A 25,923-nucleotide genomic window follows, 5' to 3' on the forward strand; every position below is an offset into this window, starting at 1 on the left:
TCGTTCGCGCGAGCCGAAACTCCGTCGACTCAGCCAGCGGAGCGAAGATTGTCGGCGGCCGACTTGCCGGACCGGCGATCGGCAACGATCTCGTAGGAGATCTTCTGGCCTTCGCGCAGCGTGCCGAGGCCGGCGCGCTCGACGGCGCTGATGTGCACGAACACGTCCTTGCCGCCGTCGTCGGGCTGGATGAAGCCAAAGCCCTTGGTCGCGTTAAACCACTTCACGGTTCCCATGCTCACGGGGGTAGTTCCTTCTCAGATACACAATGTAAGAGCCCGCTCGCGCGGGCAGGTTAGATCGAATTTCTGGAAGGGTCGTCAGCGTGTCTGAACCGGCTGTACCGGTGGATGCCAATGTCGTCCGGCCGAAAATCGATTAATTCATTTTATTGGAAATGAGGCTTCAAAACAATCCTGACGCGCACGATTTTTTGATCCGCCGCGACGTGCGCGGCAGATCAGCATACAGGTCAGCATTTCGATTCCGCGCTTGCGCGCGGAATTGTCGTTCGCCGCCTAGCGGCGGCGGAACTGGCCACCGCGCTGCGCGCCACCCCGCGGCGGTCCGCCGGATGTTGCGGGACGTTCGTCCTTGTGGCGGAAAATCAGCCGGCCCTTTTCGAGATCGTAGGGCGACATCTCCACCGTCACGCGATCGCCCGCGAGCGTCTTGATGCGGTTCTTCTTCATCTTGCCGGCGGTGTAGGCAACGATCTCGTGTCCGGCATCGAGCTGCACGCGGTAGCGGGCGTCGGGGAGGATTTCGGTGACCAGTCCTTCGAACTGGATCAGCTCTTCCTTAGCCATGAATGTCTCCAGGTCGTGGACGGCTAGTGCGAATAGGGTTTGCGAGTTGGTTGGCCCATCGGCCGACTGTCCCGGCGCAAAAAGGCAACGCCTTGTATCCCATCAGGCGTCCCAGCGCTATGCGCGGAACGCTGTTCAGGGCGGTCGGTTTGCGAAGAGTGCATCTTGCCGCCGGAGCGGCGGCGACGAGACCCCTTTGAGGCCTTCGGGCCGCTGCCGGGCCTTCCGTCGACGTGGCGCGCGTCGCCATGCCGGCCTTCACCGGGCCGTCCATCACCCTGCTTGCCGGCGCTGTGGTGGCGTCCGTCGCCGTGCCTTTCGTCGGTACGCCGTCCGTCACCGTGGCGCTCACCATGCCTTGCGCCTTGCGGACGCTGGCCCGGGCGGCCCGGCCGGCCCTGTCGTTGCTGCGACGGGGGCGGACCCGCATCGCGGCGGCCGGCATCGGTGCGGAGGTCTTCGCGCGGCAGCGCCACCTTGATCAGCCGCTCGATGTCGCGGAGATAGCTGAGCTCCTCGCCGCCTGCGACCAGCGAGATCGCGGTGCCCTCAGCGCCGGCGCGCGCGGTGCGGCCGATGCGGTGGACGTAAGTCTCGGGCACGTTGGGCAGGTCGAAATTGATGACGTGGGTGATGCCGTCGACATCGATGCCACGGGCGGCGATGTCGGTGGCGACCAGCGTGCGGATGTCGCCGGAGCGGAACTGGGCGAGCGTGCGCTCGCGATGGTTCTGCGACTTGTTGCCGTGGATGGCGCTGGCGGCGATGCCGGCCTTCTCGAGCGTCTTCACGACCTTGTCGGCGCCGTGCTTGGTGCGGGTGAAGACCAGCGCGCGGTTGATCGGCTCGTCCTTCAGGAGCTTGGTCAGGAAGGCGGGCTTGGCCGAGAAGTCGACTTGGAGGATACGCTGGTTGATGCGCTCGGCGGTCGAGGAGACCGGGGTCACCGCGACACGGGCCGGATCACGCAGCATGGAGTCGGCGAGCTCGGCGATGTCCTTGGGCATGGTGGCCGAGAAGAACAGCGTCTGCCGCTTGATCGGCAGCTTGGCGACGATCTTCCGGATGTCGTTGATGAAGCCCATGTCGAGCATGCGGTCGGCCTCGTCGAGCACGAGGAATTCGACGCTGCCAAGCTTCAGCCCGTTGCTCTGCACGAGGTCGAGCAGGCGGCCGGGGGTGGCGACCAGCACTTCGACACCCTGCATCAGCGAGCGGACCTGGCGGCCCATCGGCACGCCGCCGATGGCGAGCGTCGAGGACAGGCGGATGTGGCGGCCATAGGCGTTGAAGCTGTCGAGGATCTGGCCGGACAGCTCGCGGGTGGGCGACAGAACCAGGACGCGGGTCGTCTTCGGCTGCGGCTTGATGCGGTGCTCGAGCAGGCGATGCAGGATCGGCAGCGCGAAGGACGCGGTCTTGCCGGTGCCGGTCTGGGCGATGCCGACGACGTCGCGGCCGGTCAACGCCGTGGGGATGGTCTGGGCCTGGATGGGGGTGGGGGTGACGTAATTCTCTTCGGAGAGAGCGCGAGCGATCGGTTCGGCGAGGCCGAAGTCCTGAAACGAAGTCAAAAGATGGGTTCTTTCCATGTCAAAGGCGGGCGCCCGGCGCATTCAGCGCGGCGCGCGCAAACGGGTGTCGAGAAGACACCTGCGTGTTTGGGGTGTCGGATGGCTTGGGAGATATGGGGCAAGCCAGAGGCCCGTAGAGGGCTTAAGAACACGCGGCTCGCAACGACCCCTTGATTCGCAAGAGGTCTCGACCGTCATATGGAACATTGAGCGGGCGCTTTCAAGGCAGGCGGGCCCTAAACGGCGATTGCAGTGCAGAAATAGTTATGCCGGAAATTTAGACAGAGGCGTCATTTTGCTCAATAAATGAACTGTCTGCCGCATTAGAATACAATTTCTTTGCACAAATCTTGAGCAATTAGCTCTCGGCGAAACTTCGATTTTTGCTAGATTATAAAGCAAAATCAATGTCTTGGTGCGTGTCTAGCCCATGGCATGGTTCTTGCGATTCCGTTAATCGCAGGCGGCCGTGGGGCCGTTTCGCAGCGTTTTTCACGTCTGCGTCAGGGAGATGATACACAAATGCGCACCAAATCCACTCACGATATAGCGGCGTCATTTAGCCGCCGCGGCGTGCTCGCCGCGACCGCCGGACTGATGCTCGGTCTGGCCTCCATTTCCGGCGCGAAGGCCGCGGACGACACCATCAAGGTCGGTGTGCTTCACTCTCTCTCCGGCACCATGGCCATCAGCGAAACCACGCTGAAGGACACCATCCTCTTCCTGATCGACGAGCAGAACAAGAAGGGCGGCGTGCTCGGCAAGAAGCTCGAAGCCGTCGTCGTCGACCCCGCTTCGAACTGGCCGCTGTTCGCCGAAAAGGCGCGCGAGCTGATCACCAAGGACAAGGTCTCGGTCGTGTTCGGCTGCTGGACCTCGGTGTCGCGCAAGTCGGTGCTCCCGGTCTTCAAGGAGCTGAACAACATCCTGTTCTACCCCGTGCAGTACGAGGGCGAGGAGAGCGAGCGCAACGTGTTCTACACGGGTGCTGCGCCGAACCAGCAGGCGATCCCCGCCGTCGACTATTTGATGAAGGACGAGAAGGTGAAGCGCTGGGTGCTCGCGGGCACCGACTACGTCTATCCGCGCACCACCAACAAGATCCTGGAAGCCTATCTGAAGTCGAAGGGTGTCGCCCAGGAAGACATCATGATCAACTACACGCCGTTCGGTCACTCCGACTGGCAGACAATCGTGGCCGACATCAAGAAGTTCGGCTCGGCCGGCAAGAAGACCGCGGTGGTCTCGACCATCAACGGCGACGCCAACGTTCCCTTCTATAAGGAGCTCGGCAACCAGGGTATCAAGGCGAAGGACATCCCGGTGGTCGCGTTCTCGGTGGGTGAGGAAGAGCTCGCCGGCATCGACACCAAGCCGCTGGTCGGCCATCTCGCCGCCTGGAACTACTTCGAGTCGATCAAGACCAAGGACGGATCGAACGAGAAGTTCATCAAGGACTGGCAGGCCTACACCAAGAACCCGAAGCGTGTGACCAACGACCCGATGGAAGCGCACGTGATCGGATTCAACATGTGGGTGAAGGCGGTCGAGAAGGTGAAGTCGACCGATCCGGACAAGGTGATCGACGCGCTTCCCGGCATCGAGGCGCCGAACCTGACCGGTGGCGTGTCGAAGATGCTGCCGAACCACCACATCACCAAGCCGGTGTTCATCGGCGAGATCAAGGGCAACGGTCAGTTCGACGTGGTCTGGAAGACCCCGGGTCTTGTCGCGGGCGATGCCTGGTCGAAGGAGCTCGACGGCTCCAAGGACCTGATCGGCGATTGGGTCGGCAAGAAGTGCGGCAACTTCAACACCAAGACCAACAAGTGCCTGGGTTCGGGCTCCTGATCCGGGCCTGACCGTATCTATGCACGCGACCGGAGAGGGCGGCGATCCCGCCGCCTTCTCCACTCATTTCTGCCGGGGTCATTCACAGTGCCAGCTAATTTGTCCGCCCGCCTCTGTTCGCTCCTGCTCTCGTTGTTCCTGATCGCGTTCGCACTGCCGGCCTTCGCCGGTCCGTTCGAGGATGCGGTCGCCAAATTCGCCAACGATGATTATTCCGACACGGAAGAGGCGATCGGCGTGGTCGCGAGCAGCGGCAATCCGCTGGCCTTCCCCATCATCAGCGCGCTCCAGGACGGCCGCCTCATGGCCGATCCGGACAGCAAGAAGGTTTACGTCACCGGCACCGACGGCAAGTCGATCGACGCCGCGACCGGCCAGGCGGTGGCCAGCGTTCCCGATAGTGCGAGCGCGGTCCGCCTCAACAACCGTCTGCGCCGCAGCGTCGATGCCGCGGTCGGCAGCCTGACGCTTCAGTCGCCGGACGTCGGAACGCGCCTCCAGGCCGCGCAATCCGTCTTCAAGTCGCATGAGGAGACCGCGCTCGAAGCCGTCGATGCCGCGCTCGCCAAGGAAACCAACAAATCAGTCAAGGCTACGCTCGGCGAAGCCCGCGCGGCGATCCTGCTGTTCAAGCCGGACGCCACCGAGGTCGAGAAGCTCGAGGCCGTCGCCACCCTCAGGGCGCGCGGCGACCAGGAGGCGATGGCGCTGCTCACCGGCATGGGCGACCAGCCGGCCTCGGTGACCAAGGCCGCCGCGAGTGCGATCGGCTCGATCCAGAGTTCGCTCGCGGTCTGGTCCACGGTGCAGAATGCCTGGTACGGCCTCTCGCTCGGCTCAGTGCTGCTGCTCGCGGCGATCGGGCTCGCCATCACCTTCGGCGTGATGGGCGTCATCAACATGGCCCATGGCGAAATGGTGATGTTAGGGGCCTACACCACCTTCGTGGTGCAGGAGGTGATCCGCACCCGCTATCCCGGTCTGTTCGACTATTCCTTGCTGATCGCCGTGCCGCTGGCCTTTCTCGTCGCCGGCGCGATCGGCGTGTTGATCGAGCGCAGCATCATTCGCTTCCTCTACGGCCGTCCGCTGGAGACGCTGCTGGCGACCTGGGGCCTGTCGCTGGTGCTCCAGCAGGCGGTCCGCACTATGTTCGGCCCGACCAACCGCGAGGTCGGCAACCCCTCCTGGATGAGCGGCGCCTTCGAGCTCGGCCAGATCACCATTACCTATAACCGGCTCTGGATCCTCTGCTTCACGCTCGCCGTGTTCGCGATCCTGCTCGCGATGCTGCGCTACACCGCGCTGGGCCTGGAGATGCGCGCTGTGACGCAGAACCGGCGCATGGCGGCCTCGATGGGCATCGCCACCTCGCGCGTCGACGCGCTCACCTTCGGCCTCGGTTCGGGCATTGCCGGCATCGCCGGCGTGGCGCTGTCGCAGATCGACAATGTCAGCCCCAATCTCGGCCAGAGCTACATCATCGACAGCTTCATGGTCGTGGTGTTCGGCGGGGTCGGCAATCTCTGGGGCACGCTGGTCGGCGCCTTCACGCTCGGCATCGCCAACAAGTTCCTGGAGCCGGTCGCAGGCGCCGTGCTCGGCAAGATCGCCATCCTGGTTCTCATCATCCTTTTCATTCAAAAGCGGCCGCGCGGTCTGTTCGCGCTCAAGGGCCGTGCGGTGGAAGCATGACCCCTCACATGCTGACGCGATCACTGGACCGCAGCGCGACGATCTTCCTGCTGGTTGTCGCCGCGCTGGGCGTGCTGATCCCGTTGTCCAACCTGCTGCTGCCCGCGGGCTCGTTCCTGCAAGTGCCGACCTATCTGGTCGCGCTCTGGGGCAAGTATGTCTGCTACGCCATCCTGGCGCTCGCGATCGACCTGATCTGGGGCTATTGCGGCATCCTCTCGCTCGGCCACGGGGCTTTCTTCGCGCTCGGCGGCTACGCGATGGGCATGTACCTGATGCGGCAGATCGGCACCCGCGGCGTCTACGGCAACCCTATCCTGCCCGACTTCATGGTGTTCCTGAACTATTCGAAGCTGCCCTGGTACTGGTACGGCTTCGACATGTTCTGGTTCGCCGCGCTGATGGTGCTGGTCGTGCCGGGCCTGCTCGCCTTCTGCTTCGGCTGGCTCGCCTTTCGCTCCCGCGTCACCGGCGTGTATCTGTCGATCATCACGCAGGCGATGACCTATGCGCTGCTGCTCGCCTTCTTCCGCAACGATTTCGGCTTCGGCGGCAACAACGGCCTGACCGACTTCAAGGACATTTTGGGCTTCAACGTGCAGGCGGAAGGGACTCGCGCCGCGCTGTTCGCGCTGAGCTGCCTGGCGCTGATCCTGGGCTTCCTGGTCTGCCGCGCCATCGTCTCGTCCAAGCTCGGCAAGGTGCTGATCGCGGTGCGTGATGCGGAATCGCGCACCCGCTTCCTCGGCTACCGGGTCGAATCCTACAAGCTGTTCGTGTTCACGGTGTCGGCTTGCATGGCCGGCGTTGCCGGCGCGCTCTACGTGCCGCAGGTCGGCATCATCAATCCGAGCGAATTCGCGCCGGGCAATTCGATCGAGGCGGTGATCTGGGTCGCGGTCGGCGGCCGCGGCACGCTGGTGGGCGCGGCGCTCGGCGCCGTCGTCGTCAATTACGCAAAAACGTTCTTCACCTCGGGCATGCTGGCGCCGTACTGGCTGTTCATGCTCGGCGCGTTGTTCATCCTGGTGACGCTGCTGCTGCCCAAGGGCATCGTCGGTACCTTCAACACCTGGTGGGACGCGTCGAAGGAAAAACGTCCCGCGGCGACCACGGCGAGTGCCGCGGCCGAGGACGGCGTCACCGAACCCAAGATGGCGGAGTAGGCGCAATGAACGTCATGGACACCCGCGCGACCTCCGCAATGCTCTACCTCGACGGCGTGCACGTCTCCTTCGACGGCTTTCACGCCATCAACAATCTGTCGCTGACGCTCGAGCCCGGCGAGATGCGCGCCATCATCGGCCCGAATGGCGCCGGCAAGACCACGATGATGGACATCATCACCGGCAAGACCAAGCCCGACGAGGGCACCGTACTGTTCGACGGCGTCACCGACCTGACGCGACTGGATGAGACCCGGATTGCCGAGCTCGGCATCGGCCGGAAATTCCAGAAGCCCACCGTGTTCGAGAGCCAGACCGTGCAGGACAACCTGCTGCTGGCGCTCAATGTTGATCACAGCGTCAAGGGCACGCTGTTCTGGCGTGGCAGCAAGGCCGAGTCCGAGCGCATCGACAAGGTGCTGGAGACGATTCGCCTCACCGAGGCGCGCAACCGGCTGGCCGGCAGCCTCAGCCACGGCCAAAAGCAATGGCTCGAGATCGGCATGCTGCTAGCGCAGGATCCGAAGCTCTTGCTGGTCGACGAGCCCGTCGCCGGCATGACCGATGTCGAGACGCATCTCACGGCCGAGCTGCTGAAAGAGATCAACAAGACCCACACCGTCATGGTGGTCGAGCACGACATGACGTTCGTGCGCGAGCTCGGCGTCAAGGTCACCTGCCTGCACGAAGGCTCGGTGCTCGCGGAAGGTACCATCGACCAGGTCTCGTCCAACGAGCGGGTCATCGAAGTCTATCTGGGACGCTGACCGATGCTCGAAGTCAAAGACATCAACCTGTTCTACGGCGCGGCGCAGGCGCTGCGCGGCGTCTCGATTGCGGCCGAGCCCGGCAAGGTGACCTGCGTGCTCGGGCGCAACGGCGTCGGCAAGACCTCGCTGCTGCGGGCCATGGTTGGGCAATATCCCATCTCCTCCGGCGCGATCGTGTTCGACGGCAGCGACATCACGGGCCTCAAGCCTTACGAGCGGGCGCGCAAGGGCATTGGCTTCGTGCCGCAGGGCCGCGAGATCTTTCCGCTGCTCACGGTCGAGGAGAATCTCAAGACCGGCTTCGGTCCGCTCAAGCGCGAGGACAGGCACATCCCGGACGACGTGTTCTCGCTGTTTCCGGTGCTGCAATCCATGCTCGGCCGCCGCGGCGGCGATCTCTCCGGCGGCCAGCAGCAGCAGCTCGCGATCGGGCGTGCGCTGGTGATGCGGCCGAAGCTGCTGCTGCTCGACGAGCCGACCGAGGGCATCCAGCCCTCGATCATCAAGGACATCGGCCGCGCCATCTCCTACTTGCGCAACCTCGGCAACATCGCCATCGTGCTGGTCGAACAATATCTCGACTTTGCCTGCGAACTCGGCGACAGTTTCGCCGTGATGGATCGCGGCGCGGTGAAGTTCACCTGCGACCGCACCAATCTCGACGCGAGCGAGATCAGCCGTCAGATGGCTCTGTAAGCCATTTGTGCCGCGACCGGCTGGGGAGGCGGATGCGCAGCGAACTATCAGTCACGTCCAGCATATTCGAGGCCAATCGCGCCCGCGGCGCGGTCAGGTTCGACGTGCACGCGCGCGACGGCGTGACGCGGCGCGGTGCGTTGCATGAATCCGGCTCGCTGCGCGTGCGCTTTCCCTCGCCCGAGGATGAAGGTCTGTCCGGCGTGTTCGTCAACACGGCCGGTGGCGTTGCTGGCGGTGATCGCTTCGATGTCGAGATATCGGCGGCCGATGCCGCGCGGCTGACGCTGACCACGGCGGCCGCCGAAAAGGTCTATCGCGCTCAGGGCCCGGCGGCGGAGCTCAATATCGCCCTGAAGGTCGGCGCAGGCGCGCATCTGTCCTGGCTGCCGCAGGAGACCATCCTGTTTGATCGTGCCCGTGTCCATCGTCGCTTCGACATCGCGCTCGATGAGGCGGCCTCGCTCCTGCTTTGCGAGATCGTGGTGTTCGGACGCACTGCGATGGGTGAGCGGATGGAGCAGGGCGAGTTCGTCGACCGATGGCGGCTCTCTCGCGGCGGTCGGCTCGTCTTTGCCGAGACCGTCAGGCTGGGCGGTGATATCGGCGCGAAACTCGCGAGGTCCGCGGCGGCCAAGGGGGGCGCGGCAATCGGCACGGCCTTGATCGTGCCCGGCGATGAGGCGCTCATCGAGCGCATTCGGGAGGCCTCGGAATCCTTCGCCGGCGAGGTCGGGATATCGGCCTGGAATGGCTTTGCAATGGCGCGGTTCTGTGCCCAAGATGCGGCGCGCTTGCGCGCCGACATGATGGCCGTGCTGGCGCGCACCGGTGCGGCGTTGCCGCGGCTGTGGTTGAATTGACGTGTTGAACGGAAGAGATTTCGCATGAACCTGTCTCCCCGCGAAAAGGACAAGCTTCTGATCTCGATGGCCGCCATCGTGGCGCGCCGCAGGCTGGACCGCGGCGTCAAGCTCAACCATCCCGAGGCGATCGCGATCATCTCCGATTTCATCCTCGAAGGTGCGCGCGACGGCCGTACCGTGGCCGAGCTGATGCAATCCGGCGCGCAGGTGCTGACCCGCGACCAGGTGATGCCGGGCATCCCCGAAATGATCCACGACATCCAGGTCGAGGCGACGTTTCCGGACGGCACCAAGCTCGTCACCGTGCACGAGCCGATCAGGTGATTTGAATTCGTCATTCCGGGGCGCCCGCAGGGCGAACCCGGAATCCAGAGATTGTTGATCGAGATTCCGGGTTCTCGTTCCGCGAGCCCCGGAATGACGGAGGAAGACAGAGATGATCCCCGGTGAACTCTTCATTCAGGACGGCGAGATCGAGCTCAATGCCGGCCGCAAGACCGTGACGCTGACGGTCGCCAACACCGGCGACCGCCCTATCCAGGTCGGCTCGCACTACCATTTCTTCGAGACCAACCCGGCCTTGAAATTCGAGCGCAAGAAGGCCCGCGGCATGCGCCTCGACATCGCCGCCGGCACCGCCGTCCGCTTCGAACCCGGCCAGACCCGCGACGTCCAGCTCGTCGCGCTCGCCGGCAAGAAGACCATCTACGGCTTCCGTGGCGACGTGATGGGGAAGCTGTGAGGCATGCTTTCCGCCGTCCGCCTCATCTCTGAAGCCGCTGACCTGGCCGCGCGCCGGCACAACGGCATGGCGCGCAAGGGGCGGGGGAACGAGCCTTACGTCAATCACCTTGCCGAGGTCGCGAACCTGCTCGCGACGGCGACCGATGGTGGGGATGCCGAGCTCGTGGCCGCCGGCTGGCTACATGATGTCATCGAGGACACCGAGACCACGCGTGAAGAGCTCGCGCAAAAATTCTCCGAGCGTATCGCATCTCTCGTCGTCGAGTGCACCGATGACATGAACCTGCCGAAAGCCGAGCGGCGCCGGCGGCAGGTGGTCGATGCGCCGAAGAAATCTGCGGGCGCAAAACTGATCAAGATCGCCGACAAGATCAGCAATGTCGGCGCACGCATTCATTCCGATCCGACCGCCGAAGAGCGTGACGATCTCGTCGACTATACCGGCTGGGCCGAGCAGGTGGTCGCCGGTTGTCGCGGCGGCAATCCGTGGCTCGATCAGAAATTCGACGACGCAGTGCGTACGGCGAGAGCTTCGCTGTGAGCACCATCAAGACATTCAAACGCAAACGGGGCCTGTGATGTCCGTCAAGATCAAACGTTCCGTCTATGCCGACATGTTCGGCCCGACCACCGGCGACAAGGTGCGGCTGGCCGACACCGATCTCATCATCGAGGTCGAGAAGGATTTCACCGTCTATGGCGAGGAGGTGAAGTTCGGCGGCGGCAAGGTGATCCGCGACGGCATGGGGCAGTCGCAGGTCACCAACAAGCAGGGCGCGGCCGACACCGTCATCACCAATGCGCTGATCGTGGACCACTGGGGCATCGTGAAGGCCGACGTCGCGATCAAGGACGGCATGATCTCCGCGATCGGCAAGGCCGGCAACCCCGACATCCAGCCGGGCGTCACCATCATCATCGGCCCCGGCACCGACGTGATCGCGGGCGAGGGTAAGATCCTCACCGCCGGCGGCTTCGACAGCCACATCCATTTCATCTGCCCGCAGCAGATCGAGCACGCGCTGATGAGCGGCGTCACCTCGATGCTGGGCGGCGGCACCGGTCCCTCGCACGGCACCTTTGCGACGACCTGCACGCCGGGCCCGTGGCACATGGGGCGGATGATCCAGTCGTTCGACGCCTTCCCGGTCAATCTCGGCATTTCCGGCAAGGGCAATGCCTCGCGCCCCGCGCCGCTGGTCGAGATGATCAAGGGCGGCGCCTGCGCGCTGAAGCTGCACGAGGATTGGGGCACCACGCCGGCCGCGATCGACAACTGCCTGTCGGTGGCCGACGATTACGACATCCAGGTCATGATCCACACCGACACGCTGAACGAATCCGGCTTCGTCGAGGATACGATCAAGGCGTTCAAGGGCCGCACCATCCACGCCTTCCACACCGAGGGCGCCGGCGGCGGTCACGCCCCCGACATCATCAAGGTCGCGGGGCTGAAGAACGTGCTGCCGTCATCGACCAATCCGACGCGCCCCTTCACCCGCAACACCATCGACGAGCATCTCGACATGCTGATGGTGTGCCACCACCTCGATCCCTCGATCGCGGAAGATCTTGCGTTCGCCGAAAGCCGTATCCGCAAGGAGACCATCGCGGCCGAGGACATCCTGCACGATCTCGGCGCGCTCTCGATGATGTCCTCGGACTCCCAGGCCATGGGCCGCCTCGGCGAAGTCATCATCCGGACCTGGCAGACCGCCGACAAGATGAAGAAGCAGCGCGGATCGCTGCCGCAGGACAAGGGCAAGGACAACGACAATTTCCGCGTCAAGCGCTACATCGCCAAATACACGATCAACCCCGCGATCGCGCACGGCGTGTCGAAGCTGATCGGTTCGGTGGAGAAGGGCAAGCTTGCCGATCTCGTGCTGTGGTCGCCGGCCTTCTTCGGCGTCAAGCCGGACTGCATCGTCAAGGGCGGCACGATCGTCGCCGCGCCGATGGGCGATCCCAACGCCTCGATCCCGACGCCGCAGCCGGTGCACTACCAGCCGATGTTCGGTGCCTTCGGCAAGGCGCGCACCGCATCTTCCGTGGTGTTCACCTCCAAGGCCGCGATTACCGGTGGGCTGGCGCGCAAGCTCGGTATCGAGAAGAAGCTCTATGCCGTCCAGAACACCCGCGGCAGGATCTCCAAGAAGAGCATGATCCACAACGACGCAACCCCCGATATCGAGGTCGATCCGGAGACCTATGAGGTTCGCGCCGACGGCGAGCTCCTGACCTGCGCGCCCGCCGAAGTGCTGCCGATGGCGCAGCGATATTTCATGTACTGAAATAGCGCCCCGGTCCCCGGAGCCTGTCCGGGGACGGTTTTACGGTGTTGCGTTCGATCCCGCCTGGTCTAATGTCCCGCCCGGTATCTTGAACCCAGAAGAAAAGCCGGGAGGATTTCTCGTGATTTACGTCGTTGCCACCTTGACCATCAAGCCCGAGACGCGCGCCGAGTTCATTGCAGGCGCCACCGCCTGCATCAAGGAGACGCGGAAAGAGCCCGGCAATATCGCCTATGATATGCATGAAAGCGTCACCGATCCGACCAAGATGGTGTTCGTCGAGCAGTGGGAGAGCGCCGAGGCGCTGGTGCCGCATCGCGCCATGGAGCACATGAAGACGTTCGGCCGCATTGCGGTGAAATGCTTCATGGCGCCGCCGAAGGTCGAAATCATTACGCCCGAGAAGGTCGAGACACGGTAACAGGGTAGAAGCCAATGATCCGGGCGACGCAGGTTAGGGGACAGCACCGCTTCACCGAAGCACCAGTGGACACGGTCGTGCTCGATTTCGACGATCGGCACCGCCGCCGCATGGCGATGACGGGGACGCGGGGGCTCGAATTCCTGCTCGACCTGGAGAACGCCGTTGCACTGCGCGGCGGCGACGCGCTGGTGCTGGAGGACGGCCGGCTGGTCGAAGTGGTTGCGGCGCCCGAGCCGCTGCTCGAGATCCGCGGCCGCGATCCGCACCACCTCATCCGGGTCGGCTGGCACCTCGGCAACCGTCATCTGCCGACGCAGATCATGGCCAAGGCCCTGCGCATCCGCCGCGACCACGTCATCGAGGCCATGGTGAAGGGCCTCGGCGCGCGTGTCGTCGAGATCGAGGCGCCATTCGATCCTGAAGGTGGCGCCTATGCCGACGCCGGTCATGCGCATGGGCACGATGACCATGCGCATCATGATCACGGCCATCACCACCACGATCATGGCGACCATCATCATGATCACCACGGACACGATCATCATGGCCACGACCACCATGATCATGCCGCGCATGACCATGGGCACGATCATCATCATCACGACGAGCATTGCGACCATCCCGACCACCACCACGGCCACAAGCATGCTCATGACCACAAATGAGCCGGTCAATGCCGGTGACCTCGCCGCGCGCGAGGCGGCGGCGCTGTACCGGCTGATGACCTGGCTGTCGCCGGCGTTTCCCGTCGGCGGCTTCTCCTACTCCAGCGGGATCGAATGGGCGGTCGAAGCGGGCGACATCACCGACACGGCGACGCTCGCCGACTGGCTCGATACTATGCTCGGCGACGGTTCGGGCTTCTGCGATGCGACGTTCCTGGTCCAGGCCTATCGCGCCACTGAGGCGGGCGAGGAGACCTCGTTGCGCGACATCGCTGAGCTCGCGAGCGCCTTCGTGCCCTCGCGCGAGCGGCAGCTTGAGACGACGTCGCAGGGCCGCGCCTTCATCGACATCGCCCGCGCCGCGTGGGATGCGGAGGGGCTGGACGCCATGGTTGCGGCATGCCGCACGCCATTGGTCTATCCCGTCGCGGTCGGTGTGGTCGCCGCGATGCACGGCGTGCCGTTGGCGCCGACGCTGCACGCCTTCCTGCACGCTGTGGTCTCGAACTGGATTTCCGCGGCCAGCCGCCTCATTCCGCTCGGCCAGACCGACAGCCAGCGCGTGCTGGTGCGGCTGGAAGCTGCCGTTGCCGCGACCGCCAACCGTGCGCTGAGCGCGACGCTGGACGATCTCGGCAGCGCGACATTCCGCGCCGATCTCGCCAGCCTGCGGCACGAGACGCAATATACGCGGCTGTTTCGGTCGTGAGCGCGTTGCATCACATTCTGCCGTCGTCCTCGCGAAAGCTAGGACCCATTACCACGAATGCCTGTGGTCATGGAGGGATGTGGCCTCAGTCCGCCGCGACAATGAACTTCGGTGGTAATGGGTCCTGGCTTTCGCCAGGACGACGATAGGAAAGAGTCAATGGCTACGTCTCACGGCCCCCTGCGTGTCGGCGTCGGCGGTCCGGTCGGATCGGGCAAGACCGCGCTGATGGATCTGCTCTGCAAGACCATGCGCGAGCGCTACGACATCGCGGCGATCACCAACGACATCTACACCAAATGGGATGCCGAATTCCTGGTGCGCTCGGGCTCGCTGACGCCGGATCGCATTGCCGGTGTCGAGACCGGCGGCTGCCCGCATACCGCGATCCGCGAAGATGCCTCGATGAACCTCGCGGCGGTCGCGGACATGCGCGCGAAATTCCCCGGCCTCGACCTCGTGCTGATCGAATCCGGCGGCGACAATCTCGCTGCCACTTTTTCCCCGGAGCTTGCCGACCTCACCATCTACGTCATCGACGTGGCGGCGGGCGACAAGATCCCGTCCAAGGGCGGCCCCGGCATCACCCGCTCCGACCTCCTGGTCATCAACAAGATCGATCTTGCGCCCCATGTCGGCGCCTCCCTGGAGAAGATGGAGACGGACGCCAGGCGCATGCGCGGCACGCGCCCCTTTGTCATGACCAACCTGAAGAAGAGCGAGGGGCTCGACCGCATCGTGGGCTTCATCGAGGCCAAAGGCGGCCTGAAACGGGCCGGCTGACGGACTCGACGACTTGGCACAGGCGTTTTCCGCCGTTAACGCCTGAGGCAGGACCGTATCCGCGGAACAAATTCCGGACACGGCGATTAATTACCTCCGGTACCCGGGGCAAATCCATTCCGGCCGGACGACCGGCCGGGCGGATTAAGCTTTTCAGGCGACCCAAGTTGCGTACTGATGCCTCCTCCTTCATTATCTCCTCCATCGGGGTTCATCCTGTTTCGGCACATGGCCGTTCGAGCTGCGTTCATATGCTCCGTGTTTATTGCCGACCTCCTGCTTCCGTCTGAGTAGTCGCGTGGTCCGGCTGGGTTTCATCATCGGCTTCATCGCTCTGCTCGGAGCCATGCTTTCCGGGCTTGCGGCCTATCGCGTCCACGACCAGGAGCTGGCGCTGGACCGGATCGCGCTCGCACGTGCGATCGACGTCCATGCGAGCCTGGTGCAGGACCGGCTGACCGAGCGCGAGCTGCTCGCGCGTGTCGCCTCAGGCCTGTTCCGCGCGCCATCGGTACTCAAGCCCAACATGCTGGAGCCGCTGCGCTCGGCGATCTACGCCTTCAAGACCGATTTCGTGGTGGCCGGCTGGGTCGCCCGGCTCCAGCCGAACGAGCTTGCTGCGGCGCAGGCCGCGATCGCGGCCGCCGGCTTCCCGAAGCCGCAGATCCGCGACTACGGCGACAAGCCGATCGATCCCGCAAGCCTCACCCAGCCGATCGACGTGCTGATGGATCTCGAGCCGCGCAGCGATGAGACCAAGGGGTTGCCCGGCCGCAGCTATGACCGGGACCCGGTGCGCAGCGCGATGCTCGCCCGGGCCAGGATCGAGAAGAGGTCGGTCGCCTCCGACCCGGTGCCGCTCCTGCGCAACAACGGGCCGGTCGGCGTCATCGTTGCGGCCCCCGTCATTCCCGAAGGCGCGACCGAGCCCGTCGGCTTCATCACATTCTCCTATGAGCTGGCATCACTGATGCTGACCAACGACGACATGTCGTTGTTCGCGGTCGCGCTCAAGGACCCGCGCAAGGACGGCGGCGAGCTCGTCGCCAACGACCAGGGTATCGTCTCCACGCGCATGACGGCGGCGGACGGGCCGGCGCCATCGGCGACGCGCACCGTGAGCTTCGGCGGCCGCGACTGGCAGCTCGGCTATTACGCAAAGACCAACTCGGCGCGACGCGCCGAGCAGACCGCGATCATCGTGGCGGCGATCGGCTTTGCGATCACCGCGATGGTGTGCGGCCTGTTTGGCTATGTCGCCTACAACAATCTGCGGCTCAGCCGGGAGATCCAGGTGCGGATCGGCTTCGAGCGCCGCCTGACCGCCGTCATCGACGAGCTCAACCACCGGGTCAAGAACATCCTGGCGGTGATCCAGTCGATCGTGACGCGCACGCTGCGCCACGGCGCGGACATCGACGTCGCGCGCGAGCTGCTGATCGGTCGCATCCACGCCATGTCCAACGTGGTCTCGCTGCTCAGCGAGAGCCAGTGGCAGGGCGTCAAGTTGAAGGGCCTGTTCGAGGCGCGCGCCATTCCGCATGCGGACCGCATCGCCGTCACCGGTCCCGACATCGCGGTGAGCGCGCGTGCGGCGCAGAGCCTGTCACTTCTGTTCTTCGAGCTCGCCTCGCATTCGGACGAAGGCCTGTCGCTGGTCGGCAAGCATCCGCACATCACCGCCAACTGGACGGTGACGGGCGAGGGGACCGACGAGGTCTTCCATTTCCGCTGGGAGGAGTTCAACACCAGCGAGGCAACGCGCCGTCCCGATTCCGATTTCGGCCTGATCCTGCTCGACCGCGTCGCGCCCGAAGCGCTCGGCGGCACCGCCAAGCGCTACTTTACCGACGTCTCATATGTCTACGAGCTGATTGCTCCGATGGAGACGGTCGTCGACATGAGCGAGCGCGACCGCACGGACAAGCTCTCGGCCCCGGTGAGGCCTGTGCGATAAACCTCGCGCGCTTCAGCTCGAGGTCGGTCGAGCCGCGATTGCGGTCATCTCAAGCTTGACGCCTGAACCGAGATCGGCCACGCCGACGACGGCGCGTGCCGGCAGATGGGCTTCGGCAAAGTGCGCTTTCCAGGCCGCATTGAACGCAGCCTTCTCGCCGAGATTCGTAACGAAGATGGTCACCTGCAATACGTTGGCCAGGTCGGATCCAAGAGTCTTCAGCAGACGCGACAATTGGCCAAGCACGTCGTTTGCCTGACCTGACATGTCGAGGCTCGTGTCCTCGGCGACGATTCCGCCGATGTAAAGCACGCCTCCATGCTCGACCACTTCGTGGAGCAATCCTTCGTATGGCAAGATGCGTTTGATCATGATGAGACTGATGCTCCTGTGGGAAAAGACGTGAGATGTCCGCGCGTTCTTATCACCAAGGCGTGGAACTTGAGTCGGGGACGGACGGTGGGCATTTTCAGCGCCTGATCTAGCCCTTCGGCCGCAGCACGAGGTCGACCAGATTGCGCGCGTAAGCCGGCGTGATCGGCGCGATGCCGAAGACGTAGCGGTAGAACAGGCCGCCATAGATCGCGTCGTAGAGGTCCTCGGGCGCCCCCTCGGCCAGGACGCTGCCGTCCTTCTGGCCTGCGGCGATCATCTCCACCAGCGCGTCGCGGCGGAATTGCAGGTAGCGTGCGTAGAACAGCTCCGCCGAGCCGGTCTTGGAGATGCATTCGGAGATGACGGCGAGCTGCACCTTGCCGAACTCGCCCTGGAGCGCCTCGGCATAGGCCGCGGCATGGCGGCGTGCGCGTGCCGCGGGCGTGCCGGAGCTCACCGGGGGCAGTGGCAGCATCTGCGCGGCATGGTGGAGAAAGGCGTCGATCAGCAGCGCCTCGCGCGACGGCCACCATTTGTAGATCGTCATCTTGGAGACGCTGGAGTGGCGCGCGACCGCGTCGATGGTGGTGGCGGCAAGGCCGGTCGCGGCCATCAGCGCATAGGCACTTTCGAGGATGGCGTTGGTGGTCTCGATCGACCGCGGCCGGCCGCGCCGGGGCGCGCTGTCAGCCTCTTCACCCCCGCCTTTCGCCATCGCCACGCCCGGTCTCCTCACGCAGAGTCCCTCCGCATAGCGCAGCCACAGGTCTCGGCCTAGCAGAATCGCACGATTATGTTGTCAGGTCTGCTGCCGCAAGGCCGCAGGCAGGTCCTGCCGCTTCGACCAGGTGATGTAATAGGCGACCGCGGTCATCGCGGCAAAGCCAACGATGCTCACCGCGACCTGCATCGCCACCAGGTTCGGCCCGGTGATCAGGATGAGATGGCCGGCGAAGGAGAGGAACACCGCGACGCAGAACACCGCGAGCCATTCCTCGCCGCATATGATCACCGCCTGAAGCGGCCGCCATTTCAGGCCGGGATGATCGGCCGGAATGAGATGGGTTGCGATGAACGCGAGCGCGAGGAAGTGGACCACGCGATAGGGCGCGAGGTTTTCCTTGTCGGTCGGCGCGATGCTGTTGAGCAGCAGGTCCGGCAAATAGGCGGACAGTGCCGGCGAGTGGCGCATCAGGGTGACGGCCATCGCGAAGACGAGATAGGCGCCCGCGAGGATCCGCAACCAGGACATTCCGTGGAGCGCACGGCCGGGTGCGCCAGTCACGGCGAACCAGCCGCCCAGCACCATCAGCATCTGCCAGCACAGCGGATTGAAGGTCCACTCCTGGTCCGGATAGACCCGGAAATTCCAGTCGAACCAGCGCGCCGCGACGTACAGCGCGACCGATGCCGCCAGCGTCAGGTTCGGTCCTCGCAGCAGCCCCCACAGCACCAGCGGAAAGAACGCCATCAGCGGGATCATCAGTTGCAGCAGGTCGAGGTTCAGCGGCTCTTCCTGGAGCACCAGGCCGCGGACCAGGATTCGCAGCGGGTGCTCGAGAATGCCCGAGATGTTGTATTCGTGGATGATCTCCGGCGCCATCGATTGCGAGGCGACGTAGGCGATGGTGTCGATATAGATCACGAACAGCACGACATAAGCGGCGTAGAGCCGCCAGACGCGGCGAAAGATGCGTGTCGCCGCGACGACGTAGCCGCGCTCCAGCGCCATCCTGCCGTGGATGATGGCGACGCCATAGCCCACCACGAACACGAACAGGTCGGCGGCGCCGCTGAAGCCGAAATTGCGCAGCGTCAGCAGGTTGACGACGTTGTTCGGGATGTGGTCGACGAACACCGACCAGTTGGCGATGCCGAGCGTCAAATACAGCCTGGCGTCGTGATGGAATGCGGCGAGGTTCGCCTTGACGGACGGTTTCATGAGTAAAATAGCTTTGGGAATCAGGGTGATGCTTTTACCGGCAACCGCCTGCCTATCCGAGTAGCGTTTGCGTGAGGAGGGCCGGTTTGTCCCGACTGGCGAAAAATTACGCAGGGCGCGCCGGTGCGCTCGCGTGTCCGCCCTTGACCCGCCTGGCACGCAATTTTTGCAAAGACGATCTGCTTCGCAGCAGCTCGCGCTTCCGAAGCCGGCGACCTCTGGCGGTGTGAGATTCGCAGTCCGCGTGCCCGAACCGTTACTCGGCAGGTTCAGCCGATGCCTCGTCGGAGACGCTGGTCCTACTCGCCATGATTCCGAGTGCGACGCCGGCGATCGCCAGGATCGGCAACAGTCGCCTGACCCCGATGGCGCGAACGATCTGGAGGCCCGTGGCGAGCAGCATGGGATCGGCCAGCATGCTCGCGGCCGCCGACTTCGCGGCGCGCTCGGCCGCGATTTGGGCGCGCTTCTGCACCTCGCGCTTGTAGCCCCAATAGGTGCCCGCGGCGGTGAGCGTCAGCAGGAAGAAGATGCCGGCGCCGGCGAGGCAGGCCTGCACCGGGCCGTACTTATCCAGCACCGAGATGAACGCGGCCGCGCAAAGAAAGCACGTCGTGATGAAGAGCGCGAATGCGGCGGCTGCGGCGAGCGATGTCAGACGGACCGTCGTCCCGGTCGAGGCGCTGATGCCGTCGATAATGCGCTGAAACATGCCCTTGCTCCTCAATCCCCCCACAAGCCTGAGGCGGCGGCCGCGCCGCCGCGATCCCAGGGTCCGTCCCGCGCTTTACCGGCGCCAGGCGGCGCCGATCAGGAAGCCGATGCCGAGCGCGATACCGACGGTCGCGAGCGGCCGCGCGGTGATGGCGTCTTCCAGCGTCTCCTCGATCGAGCCATAGGCATCCTGCGCCGCGCCCATCATCGCGCTGCTGCGCTCGGACATGTCGTCGAGTGTCGAATCCATGTTCTCGCGCGCTTGCTTGTAGCCGCGCCGGGCCTGCTTTCCGGCCGAATTGGCGAAGGTATTGAGCGCGTCGGTTATCTGGTCGGTGAGGGCGGCGATATCGTTTTTCACGGCTGCTACATCCTTCTCGAGGCGTTCTGCGGTGGCTTTGTCGATCCAGTCTCTCATCCTGGTTTCGCCGTCGGCTATTGACATCGCAAACTCCGAACTGTTGGCGGTGAGATGGGCGGAAAACGTTTCGTCGTGACGGAAGTTCCGTTCGTGGGAGCCCGTCACGCCTGCGGGAGCTGCGGCGAATTCTCCGGCAACAGATGCTCCTTAAGGATGAGCCCCACGATCAGGAGCGGCGACGACAGAAACGCGCCCATTGGTCCCCACAGCCAGGTCCAGAAGGCCAGCGCGATGAAGACGGCGAGTGCGTTCAGCGACAACCTGCGACCGATGATGGTCGGCGTGACGAAGTGTCCCTCCAGGAAGGTGATGCCGCCGAAGGCGAGCCCCGCCATCAGTCCGCCGCCCAGCGTCGGGAAGGCGACGAGCCCCACCACGATCAGGACGATGAACATCGCGATCGGTCCTATGATCGGGATGAAGTTGAGCGCCGCCGCGAGTGCGCCAAGCCCGGCCGGATTCGGCATGCCGGTGATCGCGCAGATAATGCCGGTCGCGACGCCCACGCCGATATTGATGACGGTGACGGTCAACAGGTAGTTGCCGAGGTGAACCTCGATCTCGTTGAGAATCCGCAGCGTGCGCAGCCGCGCGTCGCGGTCGCCGAAATTCATGATCAGCGCCCGCCGCAGGTCGCGCCAGCTCGCGATGAACAGGATCAGGGTGGCGAAGAACAGCAGGAATTCGGCGAAGGTGGGCGAGAGGAATTCCAGCGTCGGCTGGACCCATTCGGCCTTCGGCAGCGGCAGGCTTGGCAGCCCCTCTGAGCCGCCGACCATGGTTTGCAGCTCCTTCCACAGCGCCAGCGGCCGGTCGAAAACGTGCAGCTTCTCCTTCAACTGCGCGCCCAGCTCCGGCAGGCGCGAGCTCCATTCCATTGCGGGCACGGCAATCAGCGCGACGACGAAGGCGACCACCGTCGTCACCGCGGTCACGATCAGCACGGCGCCAAGCGCGCGCGGCACGCCCCGCCGTTCCAGAAAGCTTGCGGCCGGCGAGAGCATGGTACCGGCGACAACAGCCATCACCACCGGAAGGAAGAACGCCTTGGCGAAATACAGCACCCCGATCACGGCGATCAGGAGCAGGCCGGCGAGGGCGTAGGCGACGAACTCGGTGCGGCGAATGACCGGCGGCAGCTCGCTATGGCTGTCGGGGAGTGGGGCGCCTTCGCCGTTGCCGGAAATCAGACGTTCACTGGGAAGGACGCGCACAATTTCTCTCCCGCACGGAGGTGTCCGGGCGCCCATTGGTCATCAGGAAACGCCGGAGGGGTGTTGCGGTTCCATCGCGGCTTCGTGAAGTTGCGCTCGCTTGACTGTGACGTCGACGCCGCAGAAGGCGGCGGAACTTGAGTCGGCCCGGCTGCGTTTGTTGGCAAGCCGCATCACCTGAGATGCACGCACCCAATGGGGCAGCACATGAAAAAGGTCTCTACAGTCCGTCGCAGCTTCTCGCCGCGCGCCGCCGCCGCTTTTGCCTTCGCAACCGCTCTGCTCGCGGTGCCTTTCGGCAGCGCAAATGCGCAGACGCTGGGCTATGCGCCGATGCAACCGCAGGCGTATTTGCCGCGGCCACAGGCGTATCAACAAGATCCGAGCTATTCGCAAGGTTATGTCAGCGAGCCGACGCAGACGGCCGACGAGGATGCCCAGTTGCCCGATCGGCTGCGCAAGCAGGTCGTCAGTTTCGACCGCAGCGAGCCGGCCGGCACGATCGTGATCGATACCGGCAATACGTACCTCTATTACGTGCTCGGCAACGGCCGGGCGATCCGCTACGGCGTCGGCGTCGGCCGCGAGGGCTTCACCTGGTCGGGCGTCCAGAGCGTCAGCCGCAAGGCGGAATGGCCGGACTGGCATCCGCCGGCCGAGATGATCGCGCGTCAGCCCTATCTGCCGCGCTTCGTCGCCGGCGGTCCCGGCAATCCGCTCGGCGCGCGCGCGATGTATCTGGGCTCGAGCGAATACCGCATCCACGGCACCAACGATCCCACCACCATCGGCAAGTTCGTCTCTTCCGGCTGCATCCGCATGACCAACGAAGACGTCACCGATCTGTTCAGCCGCGTCAATATCGGCGCCAGGGTCGTGGTGCTGCCGAAGAACGCGCCGCTGATGGCGAAGGGCGGCGACAGGGGGAGTGATTCTTGGCGCAAGCGCCCCGCGGCGACGACGCTGCCCTCGGGCCGGCAGGCCCTGAACATCGCGACGTCGGCCGTGAACTGAGAGTTGGGTGAGATCGCATGAAGAGACGTTCGATCAGCAAACTGGCCGGTGGCGCCGCCGCGTTCTTCGCCGCCGCATCTTTCGGCCTCGCGCTGACGCCGGCGCATGCGGAGGACTTCTTCTCGGCGCTGTTCGGTGGCTTCCGGATGCGCCCGCCGCCGGAGATCCGGATGCCGTTTCCCAATGACGACATGCCGCGCTACGACACGCCGCGGCAGCGGGCGTCCTACGGCGGCGGCGCCGCCTATTGCGTCCGCGGCTGCGATGGCCGTTACTTCCCGGCGCAAGGAAACGATGCCGAGAGCAAGGCGCAGTCCTGCAAGAGCTTCTGCCCGACCTCGGAAACATCGCTGGTCTATGGCAGCAACATCGACGACGCCACGACCGAGGGCGGAAAATCCTATTCCGATCTGCCGAACGCGTTCCGCTATCGCAACGAGATCGTGTCGGGTTGCACCTGCAACGGCAAGGATCCGGTCGGCCTCGCCCAGATCAAGGTCGAGGACGACCCCACCCTGCGCAAGGGTGACATCGTCGCGGGCGCGGATGGCCTGGTGGTCGCCAGCCGCAACGCTGGCGATCGCCGCGGCGTCGCGATGAACTTCTCCCCGCTGCCGGACTCGGTCCGCGCCAGATTCCGCCAGGTGCCGGTGGTGGCGAAGGAGTAGCCCCTGTCGTCCTGGCGAAAGCCAGGACCCATTACCCCGAATGCGAGTTTGGCGGCACGCAGATAACCACCAGCCTGCCCATTGCGGTGGCCGGTGATTATGGGTCCTGGCTTTCGCCAGGACGACATCTCGCGTGATGCAATGCCCGTGCCCCAATCTCCGCTGTCGTCCCGGACAAGCGCGCCCAAAGCGCGCGTAGATCCGGGATCCATAGCCACAGGGCGTGGTTTGGCGAAGACTCGGAGTTGCCAAGCTCGCATCCTAACTTCTCCTTGTGGCTGGGTCCCGGCCCCCCCCGTGCGCGATTGCGACTAGGCCGGCACGACACCGAAGGAGCGGCTACGGCTTTCTCTCCAACCCGCAGCCCTACGCCGCGCGGATCTTGCCCAGGAAGTCGCTGACCTGCTGGCCGAGCTGGCGGCTCTGCGTCTCCAGCGTTTCCGACGCCTGCTTGACGTTGTCAGCGGCGCCGGCGGCGGTGTCGGCGTCGGCCTTCACGCCGGTGATGTTGTCGGAGACGTTCTTGGTGCCCTGCGCTGCATATTGCGTGCTGCGAGTGATCTCCTGCGTCGCCGCACCCTGCTCCTGAACGGCGGCGGCGATGGCGGTGGCGACCTCGTTGACCTCCCCGATGATGCCGCCGATGGCCTGGATCGCGTTGATGGCGTCGCCCGCGACCTTCTGGATGTCGGCGATCTGCCCGGAAATCTCTTCGGTCGCCTTCGCCGTCTGGCTCGCCAGCGACTTCACCTCGGATGCGACCACGGCAAAGCCGCGGCCGGCCTCGCCGGCGCGCGCGGCCTCGATCGTGGCATTGAGCGCCAGCAAATTGGTCTGCGCCGCGATGGTGTTGATCAGCCCGACGACCTCGCCGATCCGCCCTGCGGACTGCGCCAGCCCCTGAACGGTGCCGTCGGTCTCGCGGGCCTGATTGACGGCCCGGCTGGCGATGCCGGCGGCATGGGCCGCCTGCTGGCTGATGTCGTTGATCGAGGCCGAGAGCTCCTCGGCGGCCGCCGCGACACTGTCCACGCTGGTGGAGGCGTCGTTGGACGCCTTGCCGGCGACCTCGACGCGCTCATTGGTCTGGCGCGACACCGCGGAAAGGTCGCCCGCGGTCTTGCGCATCTCGCCGGAGGCCTCGCTCAGTTCGCCCAGCGACTTGCGCACCACGCCCTCGAACTCGCCGACATAGCTCTCCATCGCGCGCTGGCGCGCGGCGGCGCCGGCGTTGCGCTCGCGCTCCTGCTCCTCGATCTTGAGCTTGTCGATCGCCTGCTGCCTGAACGTCTCCAGCGCTCCCGCAAGCGAGCCGATCTCGTCGTGACGGTCGAGATAGCCGCTGTCGACGGCAAGGTCACCGCCGGCGACCTTGAGCATGGCGTCGCGAATCCGGTGCAGCGGCGTGATCACGCGGCGGCTGACCGCGAGCATCGCGGCGCCGGTCAGGACGATCGCGGCGAGGAGCAGGGCGGTATTGACGATCAGCGATTGCACCGCGGTCGCGCGCTGGGCCGCGGAATGGTCCTTGGCCGCCTCGAGCGCGGCGTCGGCGAGCTTGATCGCGCTCGCCATACGGCCAACCGAATAGGGGCTCCACTGGTTCGCCGTCATCGACGGTTTCTCGCCCTTGGCGACCGCGGCAATGATGCCGTCGCGCGTGGTGGCGTATTGCGGATCGAAATAAACCGCCTTGGCGTTCGCCATGGCCGCGGCGAGCGCCGGCGGCAATTGCATGCCGACCGTGGCGAGCTCGATCGCATTCCAGGCCGTATCGGTGCCGCCAACGAATTTGGTATAGGCGAGCTGAAGCTCGGGCGTGATCTTGCCGGTGCCGAGCGCGTTGCCGACGATCAGCGAGGACTCGCCGGCACTCAGGCGCAAGAGCCAGGCCATCTGCTTGATCATCAGGAGCTGGTCGATGACCGCGTCCTGATGATTGACGCTCGCGCCGAGCATCGGCGCCAGCTTTTCGAGGATCGCCATCAGTCCATCCTCGGCGTCGGTATATTCCTTGGCGAGTGCTGCGCGGCGCGAAGCCTTGGGCTTGGCGACTTCGGTCCAGAATTCCGCCTGCTTCTCAAGCAACACCTTGTTCAGCCGGCCGAGGTCCGACACCATCGTCTCGCCCTGCGGCAAGTCGATGGAGGGAAGAATCTCGGTGGCGCGCGCCAGCGCCGGCATCAGGATGTCGCGGATTCCGCGGATATATCTTTCGATGTCCTGGTCCAACTGGACGTCCGAGGTGAGCTGGCGGCTGCTGGTCGAACGGTCGGCACGGATGTTCGCCATCGCCTTGAACACTTCTGCCGATGCGGCCGAGACCGCGACGATCCGGTTGGCGGCTTGCAGCCGGCCCCATGAGCTCCATGCGCTGATCGAGAAGCCGATCACGACGACGAATGCGGTGGACAGGATTACCGCCTTCAGCAGTGCGGATACGGTCAGGCGGTTGAGCATCGGACACCCCGGTACGCGTTTCGAAGTTCGTGGCCCCGAACGGCAGCCTCCACGAACTTCGAAGGACCAAAGGGTTGCACGTGACAGAAGCACCTGCCTTGCGGCAGGCGCT

Annotated in this window: 27 protein-coding genes; 17 read left to right on the plus strand and 10 right to left on the minus strand. The window is 64.7% G+C overall.

Features of this window, described 5'->3' with window-relative positions; translation table 11 throughout:
• Window positions 1-29 precede the first annotated feature (29 nt).
• The 3 genes from ACE10W_RS04085 to ACE10W_RS04095 form a co-directional block, all read right to left on the minus strand.
• Window positions 30-242: a cold-shock protein gene (locus tag ACE10W_RS04085; protein WP_011084262.1), complete on the minus strand. Its 213-nt coding sequence runs from the start codon at window positions 240-242 to the stop codon at window positions 30-32.
• Between the two features lie 276 nt (window positions 243-518).
• Window positions 519-809 carry a translation initiation factor IF-1 gene (gene infA, locus ACE10W_RS04090; protein ID WP_011084263.1) on the minus strand — a complete coding sequence of 97 codons (291 nt, stop codon included), beginning with the start codon at window positions 807-809 and terminating at the stop codon, window positions 519-521.
• Window positions 810-832: 23 nt separating this feature from the next.
• Entirely contained in the window at window positions 833-2,425 is a 1,593-nt protein-coding gene (locus ACE10W_RS04095) for a DEAD/DEAH box helicase (RefSeq protein ID WP_011084264.1), read from the minus strand.
• 480 nt (window positions 2,426-2,905) lie between these two features.
• Between ACE10W_RS04095 and urtA the strand changes: the two genes are divergently transcribed.
• The 15 genes from urtA to ACE10W_RS04170 all read left to right on the plus strand — a co-directional run bounded on the left by urtA (window position 2,906) and on the right by ACE10W_RS04170 (window position 17,003).
• Window positions 2,906-4,234, plus strand: coding sequence for an urea ABC transporter substrate-binding protein (gene urtA / locus ACE10W_RS04100; RefSeq protein ID WP_028173500.1), 1,329 nt, complete (start codon window positions 2,906-2,908; stop codon window positions 4,232-4,234).
• An 87-nt stretch (window positions 4,235-4,321) separates the two neighbouring features.
• Window positions 4,322-5,929: an urea ABC transporter permease subunit UrtB gene (urtB, locus tag ACE10W_RS04105; protein ID WP_038965365.1), complete on the plus strand. Its 1,608-nt coding sequence runs from the start codon at window positions 4,322-4,324 to the stop codon at window positions 5,927-5,929.
• Window positions 5,926-7,095 carry an urea ABC transporter permease subunit UrtC gene (urtC, locus tag ACE10W_RS04110; RefSeq protein WP_011084267.1) on the plus strand — a complete coding sequence of 390 codons (1,170 nt, stop codon included), beginning with the start codon at window positions 5,926-5,928 and terminating at the stop codon, window positions 7,093-7,095. The genes urtB and urtC overlap by 4 nt, the downstream gene beginning before the upstream one ends.
• A gap of 5 nt (window positions 7,096-7,100) precedes the next feature.
• Window positions 7,101-7,862, plus strand: coding sequence for an urea ABC transporter ATP-binding protein UrtD (gene urtD / locus ACE10W_RS04115; RefSeq protein WP_011084268.1), 762 nt, complete (start codon window positions 7,101-7,103; stop codon window positions 7,860-7,862).
• A 3-nt stretch (window positions 7,863-7,865) separates the two neighbouring features.
• A complete protein-coding gene (gene urtE / locus ACE10W_RS04120) occupies window positions 7,866-8,561 on the plus strand; it encodes an urea ABC transporter ATP-binding subunit UrtE (protein ID WP_011084269.1) in 696 nt (231 codons plus the stop codon).
• Window positions 8,562-8,593: 32 nt separating this feature from the next.
• Entirely contained in the window at window positions 8,594-9,424 is an 831-nt protein-coding gene (locus ACE10W_RS04125; RefSeq protein WP_161536619.1) for an urease accessory protein UreD, read from the plus strand.
• 24 nt (window positions 9,425-9,448) lie between these two features.
• Window positions 9,449-9,751, plus strand: coding sequence for an urease subunit gamma (locus ACE10W_RS04130; RefSeq protein ID WP_007605424.1), 303 nt, complete (start codon window positions 9,449-9,451; stop codon window positions 9,749-9,751).
• Between the two features lie 112 nt (window positions 9,752-9,863).
• On the plus strand, window positions 9,864-10,169 hold the full coding sequence (locus ACE10W_RS04135) for an urease subunit beta (protein ID WP_011084271.1): 306 nt from the start codon (window positions 9,864-9,866) through the stop codon (window positions 10,167-10,169).
• 3 nt (window positions 10,170-10,172) lie between these two features.
• Complete coding sequence (locus ACE10W_RS04140; protein ID WP_304550842.1) at window positions 10,173-10,712, plus strand: HD domain-containing protein; 540 nt, start codon at window positions 10,173-10,175, stop codon at window positions 10,710-10,712.
• A 37-nt stretch (window positions 10,713-10,749) separates the two neighbouring features.
• The gene (ureC, locus tag ACE10W_RS04145) at window positions 10,750-12,465 is read left to right on the plus strand and encodes an urease subunit alpha (protein ID WP_028173494.1); all 1,716 of its coding nucleotides are present in this window, start codon (window positions 10,750-10,752) and stop codon (window positions 12,463-12,465) included.
• A 121-nt stretch (window positions 12,466-12,586) separates the two neighbouring features.
• Window positions 12,587-12,886 carry a putative quinol monooxygenase gene (locus tag ACE10W_RS04150; RefSeq protein ID WP_011084274.1) on the plus strand — a complete coding sequence of 100 codons (300 nt, stop codon included), beginning with the start codon at window positions 12,587-12,589 and terminating at the stop codon, window positions 12,884-12,886.
• A gap of 14 nt (window positions 12,887-12,900) precedes the next feature.
• A complete protein-coding gene (gene ureE, locus ACE10W_RS04155) occupies window positions 12,901-13,554 on the plus strand; it encodes an urease accessory protein UreE (RefSeq protein ID WP_060909174.1) in 654 nt (217 codons plus the stop codon).
• Entirely contained in the window at window positions 13,535-14,263 is a 729-nt protein-coding gene (locus ACE10W_RS04160) for an urease accessory protein UreF (protein WP_161537177.1), read from the plus strand. The genes ureE and ACE10W_RS04160 overlap by 20 nt, the downstream gene beginning before the upstream one ends.
• A 159-nt stretch (window positions 14,264-14,422) precedes the next feature.
• The gene (gene ureG / locus ACE10W_RS04165; RefSeq protein WP_028173491.1) at window positions 14,423-15,046 is read left to right on the plus strand and encodes an urease accessory protein UreG; all 624 of its coding nucleotides are present in this window, start codon (window positions 14,423-14,425) and stop codon (window positions 15,044-15,046) included.
• Window positions 15,047-15,344: 298 nt separating this feature from the next.
• A complete protein-coding gene (locus ACE10W_RS04170) occupies window positions 15,345-17,003 on the plus strand; it encodes an HWE histidine kinase domain-containing protein (protein ID WP_028173490.1) in 1,659 nt (552 codons plus the stop codon).
• Between the two features lie 12 nt (window positions 17,004-17,015).
• On the opposite strand, the gene ACE10W_RS04175 is transcribed toward ACE10W_RS04170, so the two are convergent.
• From ACE10W_RS04175 to ACE10W_RS04200, 6 genes are all read right to left on the minus strand, one after another.
• Entirely contained in the window at window positions 17,016-17,375 is a 360-nt protein-coding gene (locus ACE10W_RS04175; protein ID WP_011084278.1) for a RidA family protein, read from the minus strand.
• Window positions 17,376-17,484: 109 nt separating this feature from the next.
• Window positions 17,485-18,093: a TetR/AcrR family transcriptional regulator gene (locus ACE10W_RS04180; RefSeq protein WP_039186837.1), complete on the minus strand. Its 609-nt coding sequence runs from the start codon at window positions 18,091-18,093 to the stop codon at window positions 17,485-17,487.
• Window positions 18,094-18,177: 84 nt separating this feature from the next.
• Window positions 18,178-19,320 (minus strand): OpgC domain-containing protein, encoded by a 1,143-nt coding sequence (locus tag ACE10W_RS04185; protein ID WP_028173487.1) that lies wholly within the window; start codon window positions 19,318-19,320, stop codon window positions 18,178-18,180.
• Between the two features lie 256 nt (window positions 19,321-19,576).
• Window positions 19,577-20,032, minus strand: coding sequence for a hypothetical protein (locus ACE10W_RS04190; protein WP_028173486.1), 456 nt, complete (start codon window positions 20,030-20,032; stop codon window positions 19,577-19,579).
• Window positions 20,033-20,107: 75 nt separating this feature from the next.
• Window positions 20,108-20,479, minus strand: a complete 372-nt coding sequence (locus ACE10W_RS04195) for a YqjD family protein (protein WP_028173485.1) — start codon at window positions 20,477-20,479, stop codon at window positions 20,108-20,110.
• Between the two features lie 77 nt (window positions 20,480-20,556).
• Entirely contained in the window at window positions 20,557-21,669 is a 1,113-nt protein-coding gene (locus tag ACE10W_RS04200) for an AI-2E family transporter (protein ID WP_028173484.1), read from the minus strand.
• Between the two features lie 207 nt (window positions 21,670-21,876).
• Between ACE10W_RS04200 and ACE10W_RS04205 the strand changes: the two genes are divergently transcribed.
• Together ACE10W_RS04205 and ACE10W_RS04210 are read left to right on the plus strand one after the other, a co-directional pair.
• Complete coding sequence (locus ACE10W_RS04205) at window positions 21,877-22,683, plus strand: L,D-transpeptidase (RefSeq protein ID WP_304550843.1); 807 nt, start codon at window positions 21,877-21,879, stop codon at window positions 22,681-22,683.
• A gap of 17 nt (window positions 22,684-22,700) precedes the next feature.
• The gene (locus tag ACE10W_RS04210) at window positions 22,701-23,351 is read left to right on the plus strand and encodes a DUF2865 domain-containing protein (RefSeq protein WP_028173482.1); all 651 of its coding nucleotides are present in this window, start codon (window positions 22,701-22,703) and stop codon (window positions 23,349-23,351) included.
• A 366-nt stretch (window positions 23,352-23,717) separates the two neighbouring features.
• Here ACE10W_RS04210 and ACE10W_RS04215 read toward each other — a convergent pair whose 3' ends face one another.
• Entirely contained in the window at window positions 23,718-25,811 is a 2,094-nt protein-coding gene (locus ACE10W_RS04215) for a methyl-accepting chemotaxis protein (protein ID WP_304550844.1), read from the minus strand.
• Window positions 25,812-25,923: the final 112 nt, after the last annotated feature.

This window comes from Bradyrhizobium sp. B025 (genome assembly GCF_042257955.1).
GTDB classification, from domain to species: domain Bacteria; phylum Pseudomonadota; class Alphaproteobacteria; order Rhizobiales; family Xanthobacteraceae; genus Bradyrhizobium; species Bradyrhizobium diazoefficiens.